General features: G+C 74.1%; 15 protein-coding genes. 9 read left to right on the top strand and 6 right to left on the bottom strand.

The genetic code is table 11. The features are described from left to right. Window positions 1-8: 8 nt before the first annotated feature. Entirely contained in the window at window positions 9-803 is a 795-nt protein-coding gene (locus tag AB8735_RS32305) for a GNAT family N-acetyltransferase (RefSeq protein ID WP_372411197.1), read from the top strand. 13 nt (window positions 804-816) lie between these two features. On the opposite strand, the gene AB8735_RS32300 is transcribed toward AB8735_RS32305, so the two are convergent. Continuing rightward, on the bottom strand, window positions 817-1,968 hold the full coding sequence (locus tag AB8735_RS32300; protein ID WP_372411196.1) for a damage-control phosphatase ARMT1 family protein: 1,152 nt from the start codon (window positions 1,966-1,968) through the stop codon (window positions 817-819). A gap of 106 nt (window positions 1,969-2,074) precedes the next feature. Here AB8735_RS32300 and AB8735_RS32295 point away from each other — a divergent pair, with 106 nt between their 5' ends. The 3 genes from AB8735_RS32295 (at window position 2,075) to AB8735_RS32285 (ending at window position 4,426) form a co-directional block, all read left to right on the top strand. Then, the gene (locus AB8735_RS32295) at window positions 2,075-2,596 is read left to right on the top strand and encodes a hypothetical protein (protein ID WP_372411195.1); all 522 of its coding nucleotides are present in this window, start codon (window positions 2,075-2,077) and stop codon (window positions 2,594-2,596) included. A 202-nt stretch (window positions 2,597-2,798) separates the two neighbouring features. Next, the gene (locus tag AB8735_RS32290; protein ID WP_372411193.1) at window positions 2,799-3,842 is read left to right on the top strand and encodes a ribosome-inactivating family protein; all 1,044 of its coding nucleotides are present in this window, start codon (window positions 2,799-2,801) and stop codon (window positions 3,840-3,842) included. A 134-nt stretch (window positions 3,843-3,976) separates the two neighbouring features. Beyond that, window positions 3,977-4,426: an Lrp/AsnC family transcriptional regulator gene (locus AB8735_RS32285; RefSeq protein WP_372411192.1), complete on the top strand. Its 450-nt coding sequence runs from the start codon at window positions 3,977-3,979 to the stop codon at window positions 4,424-4,426. Here the strand turns inward: AB8735_RS32285 and AB8735_RS32280 are convergent. From AB8735_RS32280 to AB8735_RS32270, 3 genes are all read right to left on the bottom strand, one after another. After that, on the bottom strand, window positions 4,413-7,457 hold the full coding sequence (locus tag AB8735_RS32280) for an AAA family ATPase (protein WP_372411191.1): 3,045 nt from the start codon (window positions 7,455-7,457) through the stop codon (window positions 4,413-4,415). The two genes, AB8735_RS32285 and AB8735_RS32280, sit on opposite strands and share 14 nt — an antisense overlap. After that, entirely contained in the window at window positions 7,454-8,623 is a 1,170-nt protein-coding gene (locus AB8735_RS32275) for an exonuclease SbcCD subunit D (protein ID WP_372411189.1), read from the bottom strand. The genes AB8735_RS32280 and AB8735_RS32275 overlap by 4 nt, the downstream gene beginning before the upstream one ends. A gap of 106 nt (window positions 8,624-8,729) precedes the next feature. After that, window positions 8,730-9,356, bottom strand: a complete 627-nt coding sequence (locus tag AB8735_RS32270; protein ID WP_344023581.1) for a YigZ family protein — start codon at window positions 9,354-9,356, stop codon at window positions 8,730-8,732. Window positions 9,357-9,414: 58 nt separating this feature from the next. Here AB8735_RS32270 and AB8735_RS32265 point away from each other — a divergent pair, with 58 nt between their 5' ends. After that, window positions 9,415-9,861 (top strand): CoA-binding protein, encoded by a 447-nt coding sequence (locus AB8735_RS32265; RefSeq protein WP_372411188.1) that lies wholly within the window; start codon window positions 9,415-9,417, stop codon window positions 9,859-9,861. Further along, window positions 9,858-10,346 (top strand): GNAT family N-acetyltransferase, encoded by a 489-nt coding sequence (locus AB8735_RS32260; RefSeq protein ID WP_372411187.1) that lies wholly within the window; start codon window positions 9,858-9,860, stop codon window positions 10,344-10,346. Before AB8735_RS32265 ends, AB8735_RS32260 begins: the two co-directional genes overlap by 4 nt. A 165-nt stretch (window positions 10,347-10,511) precedes the next feature. Here the strand turns inward: AB8735_RS32260 and AB8735_RS32255 are convergent, their stop codons facing one another. Continuing rightward, window positions 10,512-11,084 carry a helix-turn-helix domain-containing protein gene (locus tag AB8735_RS32255; RefSeq protein ID WP_372411185.1) on the bottom strand — a complete coding sequence of 191 codons (573 nt, stop codon included), beginning with the start codon at window positions 11,082-11,084 and terminating at the stop codon, window positions 10,512-10,514. 96 nt (window positions 11,085-11,180) lie between these two features. Here AB8735_RS32255 and AB8735_RS32250 point away from each other — a divergent pair, with 96 nt between their 5' ends. The 3 genes from AB8735_RS32250 (at window position 11,181) to AB8735_RS32240 (ending at window position 13,596) form a co-directional block, all read left to right on the top strand. Beyond that, the gene (locus AB8735_RS32250; protein ID WP_372411184.1) at window positions 11,181-12,041 is read left to right on the top strand and encodes an EamA family transporter; all 861 of its coding nucleotides are present in this window, start codon (window positions 11,181-11,183) and stop codon (window positions 12,039-12,041) included. 91 nt (window positions 12,042-12,132) lie between these two features. Further along, a complete protein-coding gene (locus AB8735_RS32245) occupies window positions 12,133-12,336 on the top strand; it encodes a ferredoxin (RefSeq protein ID WP_344023571.1) in 204 nt (67 codons plus the stop codon). Window positions 12,337-12,372: 36 nt separating this feature from the next. Then, window positions 12,373-13,596: a cytochrome P450 gene (locus AB8735_RS32240; RefSeq protein ID WP_372411182.1), complete on the top strand. Its 1,224-nt coding sequence runs from the start codon at window positions 12,373-12,375 to the stop codon at window positions 13,594-13,596. On the opposite strand, the gene AB8735_RS32235 is transcribed toward AB8735_RS32240, so the two are convergent. Next, window positions 13,593-14,273, bottom strand: coding sequence for a DapH/DapD/GlmU-related protein (locus AB8735_RS32235; RefSeq protein ID WP_372411181.1), 681 nt, complete (start codon window positions 14,271-14,273; stop codon window positions 13,593-13,595). The genes AB8735_RS32240 and AB8735_RS32235 overlap by 4 nt on opposite strands. Window positions 14,274-14,349 lie beyond the last annotated feature (76 nt).

Here is a 14,349-nt window from a genome sequence, read left to right as displayed (position 1 = left end):
AAACCGATGTGGCGGCGTTCTCGGCCTCCCCCAAAGTGCGGCGCGTCCGCTCCGCATACCGCCTGGTGACGTGGACCACGCCGCACCGGCTCTCCCCGAGCTGCCGCGACCGCGTGTACGGGCTGCTCACCGATGTCGCCGGACGCGCCTTCGGCACCGACCACGCCCCCTACTGGAAGGCGCGCAAGGAGAACCGCTTCTTCGACCAGATCGCCGCCCTCTCCCTCATTCTCGCCCCCGACGGGGAGATCGTCGGCTGGGGCTGCTACCAGCGTCATCGGTTCGCCGGGCGCCGCGTCGTCTATCTCGATGTGGCCGGCGTTCTCCCCGAGTACCGCCGCGACAGGCTCGCGGCCCGGCTCCAGCAGAGTTTCCTCACGTACGAGATCCTCCTGCGCAATCCCCTGCGTCCCACCTATCTCGTACTGCGCACCCAGAACCCGGCCATCCATGCAGGCTTCACCAAACACTTCGGCCCACAGCGTGTCTTCCCGCAGCCCGGGCGGCCCGTGCCCCCGAAGATCCAGCAGATCGGCGAAGAGGCCGCGGCCCACCTCGGCCATGCGGACTCGTTCGACCCGCGGACGCTGGTCATCGACGACGCCCTGCGCAGCCTCGCCGACCGCCTCTACGCCGAACCCCCCGCCAGCACGGACGAACGCCTCGACGCCTTCTTCCGGGAACGCATCGGCCCCGGTGGCGCCTTCCTCCTCGTGATGCGCGTCGGCCCGCTCCCGCTGGTCGCCTGCCTCGTCCGGCAGGCCGCACGGCGCATGCCGGCCCGACTTCGGCCGCACGGCTGAGCAGCCAGCCGTTTCACGGGCGGACCTGTACTACGGCGTACGTGCCGGAAGTCCGCCAGTCCGGCGTCGAGTCGAGCTCCGCGAGAGTTCCCGTCCCGAGGCCGACGACGACGTCGGACTTCAGCGTGCGCAGTGCCGCGATCCGGCCCGGGAAGTGGCCGGTGACCGCGGCGAACGGGGTCGTCGGGGCCCACCAGCGGTCGCCGACCAGCCGACGGTAGTTCAGGTCGCCCTTCAGGATCGTCACCACGGCCGATGCGAACTCCTGCCGCAGTGCTTCCGGCAGGGCGGTGTAGTCGAACGGTGCGCAGAAGAAGGAGTCCGCACGCACACGCAACCGCCCGAATGCGGCTGCCTCCCGCAACCGTTCCCCCGCGGCCCGGGCCTCGCCCTTGCCGCGCAGGAGCGCGCGCAGGCAGTCGGCGACGTCCGCGAGCGTGGCGTCGGAGACGTAGTACGGCGACGGCTTCACGTGCAGCACGACCTCGTCGGCCAGACCGTGCGCGAGGAGATGATCGACGAGGGCCAGGTCCGCGACCATCTCACCGCCTGCGTTGTCGGCGACCACGGCAACCGTTCCGCCGGCCCCGGACCGGAGCAGCTCCCACAGGCGTGCGCTGTCGTCGGCCACCAGACCTGAGGCTTCGATCCCCTGCCCCGCGGTGATCTGGAAGCCCAGGTCGGCACGGTTGCCCCAGAGGCTGGACAGCAGCAGGGCCTGGCCCTGTTCCTCCTCGGCCAGTTCGACGACGTCATCGAGCGCGGCGATCTCCGCCGATACCGCCTCACCGGCGAGTTCGGCCTGCTTGAAAGGGGCGAACGGATCGACGCCCAGCCATGGCCCGGGCCTGAGGTATCCGGTGGCCTCCAGGAGGCGTCGGTAGAAGAACGACTCCGCCCACAGGAACGGCACCTCCGTCCATGGGCGGCCGTACAGGCCGTTCCCCCGGTCGCGCCAGAGCGGGGCGTCGGCGGCGCCTTCCGGAAGCGGCCGGATCACACCGTGGACGTTCTCCTCCACGAGCACGGACAGCGCCCGGCGCTGCTCGGGGCCGAAAGGCCAGGCCTCCAGCAGCCGTTCGATCAGCGCCGGATGCCGCTTGGTGAAGACGTCCCTGGCGAAGGGCGACTCGCTCGAAACGATGACCGGGGCCTGCTGGGCCATGAGCGTCTGTTCCTCTCGGAGGGGGATCGGGGCGAGGGGCGGGGTCACAGCCTTGCGGATCCGGCCCGGCTGCCGCTCGCACAGCTTCATCGGCCATACTGCCGCCGTGGAGCACCGCACAGGTCAGAACAGCCCGCCCGTACACGCCGCCGGGACCGATCCGGCGTTCATCCCCGGCCTGCCTCCGCCACGCCCCGCCGAGGTGGAGGAGTCTCCCCCGGTAGCGGCGGACGCCGTGCCGGATACTCACGCCGAACCGGAACCGGAACCGGAACCGAAGGCGGAAGCGGAAACGGAGGAGGCTGCCGCCGAGGAGGAGCCGCAGCCGGTGGCCGACGGCCCGGTCTTCGAGGTGTCCGACCGGCGTGGTTCGATCACCGTCGACAGCACCGGCGTCACGTTCCGGCTGGACGACGAGACGGCCGAGTTCGGCTGGGCGGAGATCGGCGCGGTGGAGACGGGCATCCCGCGGTTCGGCCGTCGGTTCACCGTCACCGTCCACACCACCAGGCGTCGCAGCTACGACGCCGACGTCGAAGCGCCCAACCGGAGTCTGCCCAAGCAGTGGGCGGCGGAACTGGACACCGTGCTGGACTCCTACTTCGAGGACACCGGGACCACGAACTGACCGGCGATCAGGCGGAGTACGGCCGGGCACGGGGCCGGGCCTGAAAAGCGCGGTCGTCGTTCACCGGGGACGACAGCGTGTCGTCCCCGGTGAACAACGGCCATGCCCTTCGGTGGATTGTGCGGTTTCTCCTGAAAAGAAATCCTTGCACCGCAGCGTTCGGCATCCCGGAAACATCCGAACGTGCGCGAAAGGAGAAGCAATGACGCACCATGGCCCGACTCACCGACGTACCTGGCGAACCGTTGTCGCCACCGCCGCCCTGGCAGCCGGCTTCGGTTCGGCGGCTGCGGTCCCGACAGCCTGGGCCGCGCCGTCGGCGGCGGACCAGACGGCCCAGGTCTCGGACGACGCCGGGCACCGGAGGGCCGAGCGGTCCCTCGCCCCCGATCCGCAGGTGACGTTCTCCGACATCGGCAGCAACACCCCGTACCAGTACATGGCGTTCGTCAACCAGGTACGGGATGCCGTGAGCGAGGAGATACCCCGCGGCACCGTCACCGACAGCTCCGGCATCCGCCGGACCAGAGCGGACCGGAATCCGCTCGCCGTCCGGCTGAGCCCCGGCGGGAACACCGACGCCGCGGCGATCGACCTCATGATCCGGCCCGACAACCTCTACGTGGTGGGCTGGCGCACCCAAAACCAGAGCTACTGGCTCCAGGACGACCACGCACCCCGCCCCGCGGGATACGCCGACGCGGGCTTCGGCGGCAGCTATATCGAACTCGCCGGCGCGGCCGGGCAGGGGCGCGGCGGGATCCGCCTCGGACAGCCCGCGATGGAGGACGCCGTCCGCACGCTGGCCCGGGACAACGCATCGACCCGCGACCGCGCCCACGCCATGACCGTCCTGGTCCAAATGGTCAGCGAAGCCGCCCGCTTCAACGGGATCGCCCAGTCCATCAGCGGAGCCGCCTCGGCGGAACCGCCGCGCCGTGGCGGTTCCCGGGACCTGAGGTGGTACGAGGGAACGCAGCCGAATGCCGCCGTCCTGGACATGGAGAACAACTGGGGCGCCCTGTCCCGGGTACTCGCCGAACTGGGCAACCGGCAGCCGGTGACCAACCCCGTCCGCATCGGCAACCTCCAGGTCACCGAACTCGATCAGCTGCGACGCCTGTTGGCCGTGGCCAACCGCACCGACCTCGCCAACGCCAGGCCGGCGCTGCCCCAGCAGCCGGACGTGCACCTGCTCGACGGAGGGTCGACGTCGGGAAGCCACTACAAGCACGACGAGCTGTAGCCACCGGCCGGCGGTGGAACGGCTCCTGCGCTGCGGGCCGAACCGGCCCGGGCCGGGCACATCGATGACGCCCAGCACGTTTTCCCACGGCGAAACCCTTGATCTGCCGGGTGTTCCCCTGTTAGACAGCGCCCATGACCGATCATTCCCCGGACGCCACCGACTGGCACATACTCGACGCCCTCCAGGCCAACGGCCGCGTCGGATACGCCGAGTTGGCCCGCATCGTGAACATGTCCCCCAGCGCCGTGACCGAGCGGGTGCGGCGGCTGGAGGAGGCGGGGGTGATCGAGGGGTACGCGGCCGTCGTGAATCCCGAGCGGCTCGGGCTCCCCGTCCTCGCCTTCGTCCGGCTCCGCTACCCCAACGGGAACTACAAGCCCTTCCACGACCTCCTCGACACCACGCCCGAGGTGCTGGAGGCGCACCACGTCACCGGGGACGACTGCTTCGTGCTGAAGGTCGCGGCGCGGTCGATGCGGCACCTGGAGGAGGTCGCCGGGCGGATCGGGGCGCTGGGGGCGGTGACCACCAGCGTCGTGTACTCCTCCCCGCTGCCGCGGCGGGCGGTCAGTCGGGGCTGACGGACGCCGTCCGCCGGCGGACGGACGAGCCCGACGGGTCCTTGACGACGCGGAGTTGGGCCGGGATGCGGCGGCGCAGGTCGGGGACGTGGCTGACGATGCCGACCGTGCGGTCGCGTTCGCGCAGGGAGTCGAGGACGTCGAGGACCTCGTCGAGGGTCTGCTCGTCCAGGCTGCCGAAGCCCTCGTCGATGAAGAGGGTGTCCAGCCGCATGCCGCCCGCCTCGTCGGTGACGACGTCGGCGAGGCCGAGGGCGAGCGCGAGGGACGCGAAGAAGGTCTCGCCGCCGGAGAGGGTGGCGGTGTCGCGCTCGCGTCCGGTCCAGGCGTCGACGACGTGCAGGCCGAGGCCGGAGCGGCCGCCGCCGGCGCTGCGGGCGTCGGAGTGGACGAGGGTGTAGCGGCCGCCGGACATGCGGTGCAGGCGGACGGTCGCGGCGGCGGCGACCTGTTCGAGGCGGGCTGCGAGGACGTAGGACTCCAGGCGCATCTTCCGTTCGTTGTGGACGGAGGTGCCGGCGGCGAGCGAGGCGAGCGCGGCCACACGGTGGTACTCCGCGCGCAGCGGGGCGAGGCGGCGGGCGCCGGCGGCGGCCTCGGCGGAGAGCCGGTCGAGGGCCTCGCAGCGGCCGCGGGCGTCGGCGTCGCGGGCGGAGGCGGTGCGCAGATGGAGCGTTGCGGCATCGGCCACGGAACGGGCGGCCTCCGGGTCGGCGGGCGGCAGGGCGGCCGCGTCGGCGGCGTCGGGGTCGGCGAGCGCGGCGGCGACGGCGGCCTCCTCGTCGCGGCGGGCCTCCAGCCGTGCGCGCAGGGCGCGTTGAGCGGTCTCGTCGAGGAGGGCTTCGGCGGCGAGGGCGGGCGTGGCGAAGCCGGCCCGGTAGGCCGCGTCGGCCAGGCGGGCGTCGGCCTCCTTCAGGCGGGCGGCCGCGTCGTCGGCGGCGCGGGCCGCCCGGGCGGCGTCGGCCAGCAGTCCGGCGCGCCGCTCCAGGAGACCGGCGCGGTGGGCGACGGACTCGGCGCCGTCCCGTGCCTGCTCCAACTCCTCCCGCAGTGACCCCTGTTCGCGTTCGATGTCCTCGCGGCGGGAGGCGCGGGCGGCGACGCGCAGCCGGGTCTCCTGGAGGTCGGCGGCGCGGCGTTCGTACTCGCGCTCGGCCTCCGCCAGGGCGGCGAGTGCGGCGGGGGCGTCGGCGGCGGCCCTGCGGGCGAGCGCGGCGGAGCGCTCCAACTCGTCCGTATCTGCGGCCAGTTCGGCGGTCGGGGTGTCGCCGGCGGCGGCCGTGGCGACGGCGAGGGCCTCGCGCAGCGGGCGGAGGCGCCGGTCGGCCGCCTCGCGGGCGGCGTCGGCGCGCTGGTACGCGGCCTCGGCGGCCTCCTCGGCGGCACGGTCCACCTGGCCGGCGTCGGCGCGGGCGGGGGCGGGGTGCTCGGTGGAGCCGCAGACGGCGCAGGACTCGCCGGGCCGCAGGGCGGCGGCGAGTTCGGCGGCGATGCCGCGCAGCCGGCGCTCCTTGGTGTCGAGCCAGTGCTCGCGCGCGGTGGCAGCCCCGTCGCGGGCGCGGGCCAGCGCGTCGGCGGCGGCATCGGCGTCGCGGGTCAGGGTGTCGCGGCGGCGCGCGGCGTCCAGGCGCTCCCGCGCCGGGCCGACGCGGTCGGCGAGCCGTTCGGCGTGGGCGGCCGCCTCCTGGGCCGCCTCGACCCGGCGCCGGTGGCCGTCGCGCAGGGCGGGCCAGGCGTCGAGCCAGGCGGCGTCCTCGTCGAGGGCGTGCCCGTCGGAGCGGGCCTGGCGGTCCAGGGCCGCGATCTCGTCGGCGACGGCGGCGGCGCGCCGCTCGGCGCGGCGGGCGGCGGCCAGGGAGCCGAGCTCCTCGCGGTGGGTGCGCTCCAGGGCCGACAGCTGCTCGGCACCGGCCTCGTGGAGCTCGCGGGGGAGCCGGGCGCGGGCGGCGCGCTCGTCCCCGGCGGCCGCGGCGTGGTCGCGGTCGGCGCCGTCGCGCAGCTCCAGCGCGGGGGCGACCGCGGCGGCGGCCCCGGCGCGCTCCAGGCGGGCCCGCAGGGCGTCGAACTCGGCGGCGCTCGCGGCCAGTTCGTCCGCGGCGCGCCGGGCGTCGGCGTACTGCCGCTGGAGACGGGCGCGTTCGGCGATGGCGGCGGCGCGCCGGACCGCGTCCTCGTGCCGCTCCTCGGCGGCGCGGAGCGCGACGGCGGCGATGTCGCGGCGCTCGCGGGCGGCGGAGCGGGCCAACGCGGCCCATTCCAGGACGGCTTCGGTGAGACCGGGGTCGCCGGGGGCCAGCGGCGCGGCGGACCGCTGAACCGGGATGGCCGGCGTGCCGGGCTCCGGCAGCGCGGGGTCGTCCGCGGCCTGCCCCATGCGGTGGCCGAGCGCGAGCAGCCGCTCGTCGCCGGTGCGCACGCGCGCCTCGGCGGCGCGCCGCAGCTGCGCGAGGCGCTCCTCGACGGCGGCGAAGCGGCCGGTGTCGAAGAGCCGGCCGAGCAGCTTGGCGCGCGCGGTGTCCTCGGCGCGCAGGAAGCGCGCGAAGTCGCCCTGCGGCAACAGGACGACCTGGCAGAACTGTTCGCGGCTCATCCCCAGCAGCTGGGTGATCTCCTCGCCGATCTCCTGGTGGGAGCGGCTGAGTCCCTGCCACTCGCCGTCGCGGTGCTCGCGCAGGGCGCTGTACGCGCGCTCCCGGGTGGAGCCGGTGCCGCGCCGCTTGGGGCGGAGCTGCTCGGGCCGGCGGGTGATCTCCAGGCGGCGGCCGCCGACGGTGAGGTCGAGGACGACCTCGGTGAGGGTGTCGGGCGCGGCGTGGTCGCTGCGCAGTCCGCCGCCGCTGCCGCTGCCCTGGCGGGCGCCGGGGACCCCGCCGTAGAGGGCGTAGCAGACGGCGTCGAGGACGGAGGTCTTGCCCGCGCCGGTGGGGCCGTGGAGGAGGAAGAGTCCGGCGGAGGAGAGATCGTCGAAGTCGATCTTCTGGGTGCCGCCGAAGGGCCCGAAGGCGGTGATCTCCAGCCGGTGCAGCCTCATCGGCCCGCCCCCTCGCGCTCGGCCCGCTCCACGCGGACGGCGTCGAGCGCCTCGGTCAGCACGGCCCGCTCGCGCTCGTCGGGTCCGTGGCCGCCGCGGACATGGGCGACGAAGTCCTCGGCGATCTGCTGGTCGGAACGGCCGCGCAGCCGCTGCGCGTAGGAGGCGAGGGCGTCCTCGGGTGCCCGGTCGGGTTCGAAGACCAGGCTCAGGACGTGCGGGAAGCGGCGGACGAGCCGGGCCATGGGCTCCTGGGGGCGGACGGAGTCGGTGAGGGTGACCTCGGTCCAGGACTCCTCGTGCCGTTCGAGGGCGGGGTCCTCCAGCAGCTCGTCGAGGCGGCCACGGAGGCGGGCGAGGGGGCGGGGCACCGGGCAGTCGACCCGCTCGGCGGTGACGCCGCCGTCGGCTCCGAGCTCGACGAGCCACATCGTCTTGCGGTGGTCGGCCTCGGAGAAGGAGTAGGCGAGCGGCGAACCGGAGTAGCGGACGCGGTCGTTGATCGTCTGGCAGCCGTGGAGGTGGCCGAGGGCGGCGTAGTCGACGCCGCCGAAGGTCTCGGGCGGGACGGCTGCGACGCCGCCGACGGTGATGTCGCGCTCGCTGTCACTGGCGGCCCCGCCGGTGACGAAGGCGTGGGCGAGAACGACGGAGCGGGTGCCGGGGGGCCGTGCGGCGAGGTCGGCGCGGACCCGGTCCATGGCGGCCTCCAGGACGGCCGCGTGACCGGCGGCGCGGGCGCCGAGGGTGTCCTTGACGAGCGCGGGTTCGAGGTAGGGCAGGCCGTAGAAGGCGACGTCGCCGTGCTCGTCGGCGAGGACGACGGGGGTACCGCAGCCGGCCGGATCGGTGCGCAGATGTATCCCGGCCCGTTCGATGAGCCCGGCGCCGACGCCGAGGCGGCGGGCCGAGTCGTGGTTGCCGGAGATCATCACGGTGGGCACACCGATGCCGGCGAGCCGGTGCAGGGCCTCGTCGAAGAGCTCGACGGCGGCGAGCGGCGGGACGGCCCGGTCGTAGACGTCACCGGCGACGAGGACGGCGTCCACGGAGTGCTCGCGCGCGGTGCGCACGAGGTGCTCGACGAAGGCGCGCTGGGCGCCGAGGAGGTCCACCCGGTGGAAGGACCGGCCGAGGTGCCAGTCCGAGGTGTGCAGGAACCTCAATTCCTTGCCTCTCCGTCGGTGTCTCTCGTCCCGCCCCGTGAACACCGGGGCCTCGTGCGCCGACCATTTTCGCACCCGCCCCGGACGGTGATGCCCGCCCGGCCCGTCACACCTCCCCGTACGCCTCCCCGCCGAGCTCGAAACCGGCCGTGCCGGCCGTCGCGTCCGCCAGCCAGGCGCGGAAGTCCTCGACCTCCGCGTCGGGCAGGCCGATCTCGATCCGCACCCCGGCCCCGTACGTCACCTCGCGCACCGACCGCCCCGTCGCCCGGAGTTCGTTCTCCAGCTTGCCCGCGCGCTGGTGGTCGACGGTGACGGTGGCCAGCCGGTAGCGGCGGCGGGTGATCGTGCCGAGGGTGTCGAGCGCCTCGCCGACGACTCCCCCGTAGGCGCGGATCAGCCCGCCCGCGCCGAGCTTGATCCCGCCGAAGTAGCGGGTGACGACGGCCACCGTGTACCGCATCTCGCGGCGCACCAGCATCTGGAGCATCGGCACTCCGGCGGTGCCGCCGGGCTCGCCGTCGTCGCTGGCCCGCTGCACCGAGCCGTCGGCGCCGAGGACGTAGGCCCAGCAGTTGTGCCGGGCGGTGGGGTGCTCCGCGCGGATGCGGGCGATGAACGCCTGGGCCTCCTCCTCCGTCGCGGCCGGCGCCAGCGCGCAGAGGAAGCGCGACCTGCTGATCTCGATCTCGTGGACGCCTTCGCGGGCCACCGTGCGATATTCGTCCTGCATCCCGTCACCCTACGTTGACCAGCGGGAATCCCGGAGCCGGGCCGCCCGTTGAGCGGGCATGTACGCGGAACCGGGGACCATCAGGAAGATCATCGAGGCGAGCGGCGACACCTGGGCGGTGGTCGGCCTCTCGGCCAACCGGAGGCGCGCGGCGTACGACGTCGCGGCCTGGCTGCAGCGGCACGGCAAGCGGATCGTGCCGGTGCACCCGAGGGCGGAGACGGTCCTCGGCGAGCGGGGGTACGCGTCGCTGGCCGAGGTCCCGTTCCCGGCCGACGTCGTGGACGTCTTCGTCCGCTCCGAGCTCGCCGGGGCCGTCGCGGACGAGGCGGTGGCGGTCGGCGCGAAGGCCGTCTGGTTCCAGCTGGGCGTGGTGGACGAGGCGGCGTACGACCGGACGCGCGCGGCGGGGCTGACGATGGTCATGGACCGCTGCCCGGTCATCGAGGCGCCCCGGCTTCCCCTTCTCGGCGGGCGGGGCCGGCAACTAACGTCGAGACCATGATCACGACACGTACCGCCGGGCCCGGGGACGCGGCGGAGATAGTGCGCCTGCGCCGGCTGATGTTCGCCGCCATGGACGGCCATGACTCCCCGGGCGCGTGGGAGCGCACGGCCGAGGAGATCGTGGCGCGGGAACTGGGGGCGGGGCTGGGGGCGTTCGTCGTGGACGGCGAGGGCCCGCACCTGGCGGCGTGCGCGGTGGGCACGGTCGAGCAGCGACTGCCCGCGCCCGGGCATCCCACCGGGCGCTTCGGCTTCGTCTTCACCGTGAGCACCGATCCCCGGTACCGGGGGCGGGGGTTCGCCCGGGCGACGACGGAGGCGCTGCTGGACTGGTTCGCCGCGTCCGGTGTCACGCGCGTCGATCTGCACGCGACGCCGGACGCCGAACGCCTCTACCGGAGCCTCGGGTTCACCGAGCATTCGACGGCCCTCTCGCTCGACCTGGGCCGGACGGTCAGGCCGCCGGTCCTTCCAGCACCGTGACGCCCGGGAGTTCGGCCAGGGCCTTGCCCGGAGGATGAGCTTGCCGCGCCGGCCGCCGCTGCCGACGAGCACGTACTCCAGGGCGGGCCGTACGTCATCGAAGGCGTCCATCGGGACCGGCGGTTCGGTGGGCATGACCGTCAACCTGACCGACCGGGACCGGGCTCAGCGGGCGGGCGGGACCGAGACGACCATCGTCATCTCCACCGGTTCCGTGCCGTCGTTGCGGTAGCCGTGGGCCAGCCCGGCGTCGAAGGTGGCCGCGCCGCCCGCGGGCACGGCGTACTCCTGCCCGTCCACGAGCAGGGTGAGCGTGCCGGCCGTCACCCGCACGATCTCCACGCTCCCGGGCGGGTGCGGATCCGAGTCGCTGCTGTCGCCGGGGGCGATCCGCCACTCCCACAGCTCCAGCGGACCGGGAGCCTCGGCGCCGACGAGGAGGAGGTTGTGGCTGCCGGTGTCCGTGGACCACATCCGCACCGCCTGGTCCCCGGGGACGAGGCGGACGGGCTCGGTCTGCTCCTGGTCGAGGAGCGTGGTGATGCTGATGCCGAGGGCGTCGGCGAGCTTCACCGTGGTGCCGACGCTGGGGTTCGTCCGGGCCTGCTCGATCTGGATGATCATGCCGCGGCTGACGCCGGAGCGGGCCGCGAGGGCGTCGAGGGTGAAGTTCCGCTCGGCGCGCCAGCGCTTGAGGTTACGGGCGAGCGACTGGGTGAGCCGGTCGAGGTCCGTCACATTCCATCCAAGATATAGGTCGATCCGGTGCAGTGCAGTGAACTATGGTGGGGCCCTCCCCCGCCATCCATCACACTGTACTGCGAGGTTCACCCCATGACACCGGTCTTCGCCCTGGCCACCAGCCTCCTCTGGGGGCTGGCCGACTTCGGCGGCGGGCTGCTCACCCGGCGCATGCCGGCCCTGACGGTGGTCCTCGTCTCCCAGCTGCTGGCCGTGGCGACGCTCGGCACGGTCGTCCTCGCCACGGGCGGCTGGTCGGAGCTGGGCCCGCAGCTGTGGTACGCCGTGGCCGCCGGCGTCGTGGGTCCCGCCGCGATGCTCGCCTTCTACTGCGCGCTCGCGCTCGGCCCGATGGGCGTGGTCGCCCCGCTCGGGGCGCTCGGCGGGGTGCTGGTGCCGATCGGCGTGGGGCTGGTGCTCGGGGAACGCCCGGGGTTCCTCCAGGTCGCGGGCATCGCGGTGGCGGTGGCCGGAGTGGTCCTGGCCAGCGGCCCCGGGGGCGGCTCCGTCGGCCGCGAGTCGCTGCTGCTCACCCTCGGCGCGGCGGCCGGGTTCGGCACGGTGATGGTGCTGATCGCCGAGGCCTCGCACAACCTGACCGGGCTGTTCCTCGCCCTGTTCGTGCAGCGGCTGTGCAATGTGCTCGTGGGCGGCGGCGCGCTGTTCGTCTCCGCGCGCCGGGGCGCGGCGGTGCTGCCGGAGGGCGGCCTCGCCGAGGTCCGCGCGGCGCTGCCGGCGCTGGCGTTCGTCGGCCTCGCGGACGTCGCCGCGAACGGGACGTACAGCCTGGCGGCCCACCACGGCCCGGTCACCGTCGCCGCCGTGCTCGCCTCGCTCTACCCGGTGGTGACGGCGCTGACCGCGCGCGGGGTGCTCGACGAGAAGCTGCGCACGGTGCAGGCGTCGGGGGCGGGGCTGGCCCTGGTGGGAACGGTGCTGCTCGCGTCGGGCTGAGCCGGGCCCGGACCCGTACGGAGCAGCACCGCCCGCGCCCGCGGCCGGAGGGGCGTAGGAAGGGAGCAGACGTACGAGAGGAACGGACCGGATGCAGGTCGTGGTGGATCTCAACCGGTGCCAGGGATACGCCCAGTGCGTGTTCCTGGCACCGAAGGTGTTCGAACTGCACGGCGACGAGGCCCTGATGTACCTCCCGGAGGTCCCCGACGACCAGCGCGAGCACGTGCTGCGCGCCGCGACGGCCTGCCCGGTGCGGGCCGTCCTCGTCGGCGAACCGGCCGGTGCCGACTGATCCGCAGGCCCGACCGATCCGCAGGCAGGAGCCCGCATGTCCCCGGAAACCCTCTTCCGCCGGATCACCGATCCGGCCGCCCGCGCCGACCCGTACCCCCTCTACGCCGAGCTGCGCGAACACGGGGTGACCCGGCAGGAGGACGGCCAGTACCTGGTCGGCACCTACCACGAGATCAACGCGCTGCTGCACGACCCGCGCATCAGCTCGGACCTCCGCAACCGCACCGAGCAGGACCCGGACCTCCAGCTGCCCGCGGGGCTGCCGCCGTCCTTCATCGGGACCGACGACCCCGAGCACGACCGGCTGCGCCGCCTGGCCATGCGGCAGTTCGGCCCGCCCCACTCCCCCGGCCGCGTCGACGCGCTCCGCGACGGCATGACGCGGATCGCCGCGAAGCTCGCCGACGGGCTCAAGGGGAAGGAACGCCTCGACCTCGTCGACGACTTCGCCTTCCCGCTCCCCGTCACCGTCATCTGCGACCTGCTCGGCGTACCGGACGAGGACGTCCACCAGATGCACCTCTGGGCGGACACCGTCGTCGCGAACCTGGACTTCACCCCCGGCGAGGACCCGGGCCCGCGCCGCCGCGCCGCCCAGGAGGCGCGCAAGGCCATGGGCCTGTACTTCGCCGGACTGGCCGAGAAGCGGCGCGCGCACCCGACCGGCGACATGCTCTCCGGCCTCGCGGGCGACGACGGCCCGGACGGCCGCCTCACCGACACGGAACTGATGGTCACCACGGTCCTGTTGATGATCGCCGGGCACGAGACCACCGTCAACCTCATCACCAACGGCATGCTCACCCTGCTGCGCCACCCCGAGGAGCTGGAACGGCTGCGCGCGCACCCGGAGTTGATGCCCGCCGCCGTCGAGGAACTGCTGCGCTACGAGCCCCCGGTGCAGATGCTGCCGCAGCGCACCCCGCTCGCCGACATCGAGGTCGGCGGCGTCACCGTCCCCAAGGGCACGCCGCTGATCCTGGTCCTCGCCTCCGGCAACCGCGACCCGCTGCGCTTCGCCGACCCCGACCGCTTCGACCCCACCCGGCCGGACAACATCCACCTCGGCTTCGGCAGCGGCGTCCACAACTGCTTCGGCGCGCCCCTCGCCCGCCTGGAGACGCAGATCGCGCTCACCACGCTCCTGCACCGCCTGGACAGCCCCCGGCTGCTGGAGGACCCGCCCCCGTACCGGACCAGCCCGGTCCTGCGCGGCCCGCGGCATCTGCCGATCGCGCAGGGGCCGGATACCCCCTAGTCCCGCAGCGGCGGCGTCCAGCCCTCCGTCGCGTCCCAGCGGCGGACGACCTTGGCGGGGACCCCCGCCACCACCGCATGGTCCGGCACCTCCCCGCGCACGACCGCCCCGGCCGCCACCACGACGTTGCGCCCCAGCCGTGCCCCGGGCAGGATCACCGCCCCGGCGCCCAGCCAGCTGCCGGAGCCGATCGAGACCGGCGAACTGCGCGGCCACTGGCGGCCTATGGGCTGGTGCGGGTCCTCGTAGGAGTGGTTGTCGCTGGTGATGTAGACGTAGGGGCCGCAGAAGACGTCGTCGCCGATGGTGACCTCCCGGGTGGCGATCACATGGCTGCCGCGGCCGAGGACGACGCCGTTGCCCAGCCGCAGCACGGGGTCGGGGCCGAGGTCGTGCCCGGGCATCATCCCGGCGGTGAGCGTGACCTGTTCGCCGACGATGCAGTGCTCGCCGAGCTCGATCCACTCCTCGCCGAACACCGTGCCCTGCGGAAAGGCGAGCCGGGTGTGCGCCCCGATCCGGCGGAAGCGGTACGGTCCGGGCCGCTCGGCGGTCACCGAGCCGGCCTCCCGGACCCACCGCCGGCCCCGGTGGACGGCGCGCGAGAGCGCCCGGCGCCGCCAGGCCACGAGGGCCCCGACGGCGCCGGACGGGAACGTGTTGCGGTACTTCGGCACCCGCTCACCGTAATCGGCGGCGCCCGGAGCACCCCGGGCCGGGTGCTGTGATCTTGGCCCCAGGGGCGCTCCGGGC

Origin of the sequence: Streptomyces luteireticuli (assembly GCF_041519305.1) — a bacterium.
Classification (GTDB): Bacteria; Actinomycetota; Actinomycetes; order Streptomycetales; family Streptomycetaceae; genus Streptomyces; species Streptomyces luteireticuli.
The sequence above is the reverse complement of the archived record's forward strand: the minus strand, read 5'-3'. Positions and strand labels throughout refer to the sequence as shown.

What these genes read in the sequence shown, in the direction of transcription:
- AB8735_RS32300 (WP_372411196.1), bottom strand. Translation starts at nt 1,968, where the DNA reads ATGGCCCAGCAGGCCCCGGTCATCGTTTCGAGCGAGTCGCCCTTCGCC.
- AB8735_RS32290 (WP_372411193.1), top strand. Translation starts at nt 2,799, where the DNA reads ATGACGCACCATGGCCCGACTCACCGACGTACCTGGCGAACCGTTGTC.
- AB8735_RS32285 (WP_372411192.1), top strand. Translation starts at nt 3,977, where the DNA reads ATGACCGATCATTCCCCGGACGCCACCGACTGGCACATACTCGACGCC.
- AB8735_RS32280 (WP_372411191.1), bottom strand. Translation starts at nt 7,457, where the DNA reads ATGAGGCTGCACCGGCTGGAGATCACCGCCTTCGGGCCCTTCGGCGGC.
- AB8735_RS32270 (WP_344023581.1), bottom strand. Translation starts at nt 9,356, where the DNA reads ATGCAGGACGAATATCGCACGGTGGCCCGCGAAGGCGTCCACGAGATC.
- AB8735_RS32265 (WP_372411188.1), top strand. Translation starts at nt 9,415, where the DNA reads ATGTACGCGGAACCGGGGACCATCAGGAAGATCATCGAGGCGAGCGGC.
- AB8735_RS32260 (WP_372411187.1), top strand. Translation starts at nt 9,858, where the DNA reads ATGATCACGACACGTACCGCCGGGCCCGGGGACGCGGCGGAGATAGTG.
- AB8735_RS32250 (WP_372411184.1), top strand. Translation starts at nt 11,181, where the DNA reads ATGACACCGGTCTTCGCCCTGGCCACCAGCCTCCTCTGGGGGCTGGCC.
- AB8735_RS32245 (WP_344023571.1), top strand. Translation starts at nt 12,133, where the DNA reads ATGCAGGTCGTGGTGGATCTCAACCGGTGCCAGGGATACGCCCAGTGC.
- AB8735_RS32240 (WP_372411182.1), top strand. Translation starts at nt 12,373, where the DNA reads ATGTCCCCGGAAACCCTCTTCCGCCGGATCACCGATCCGGCCGCCCGC.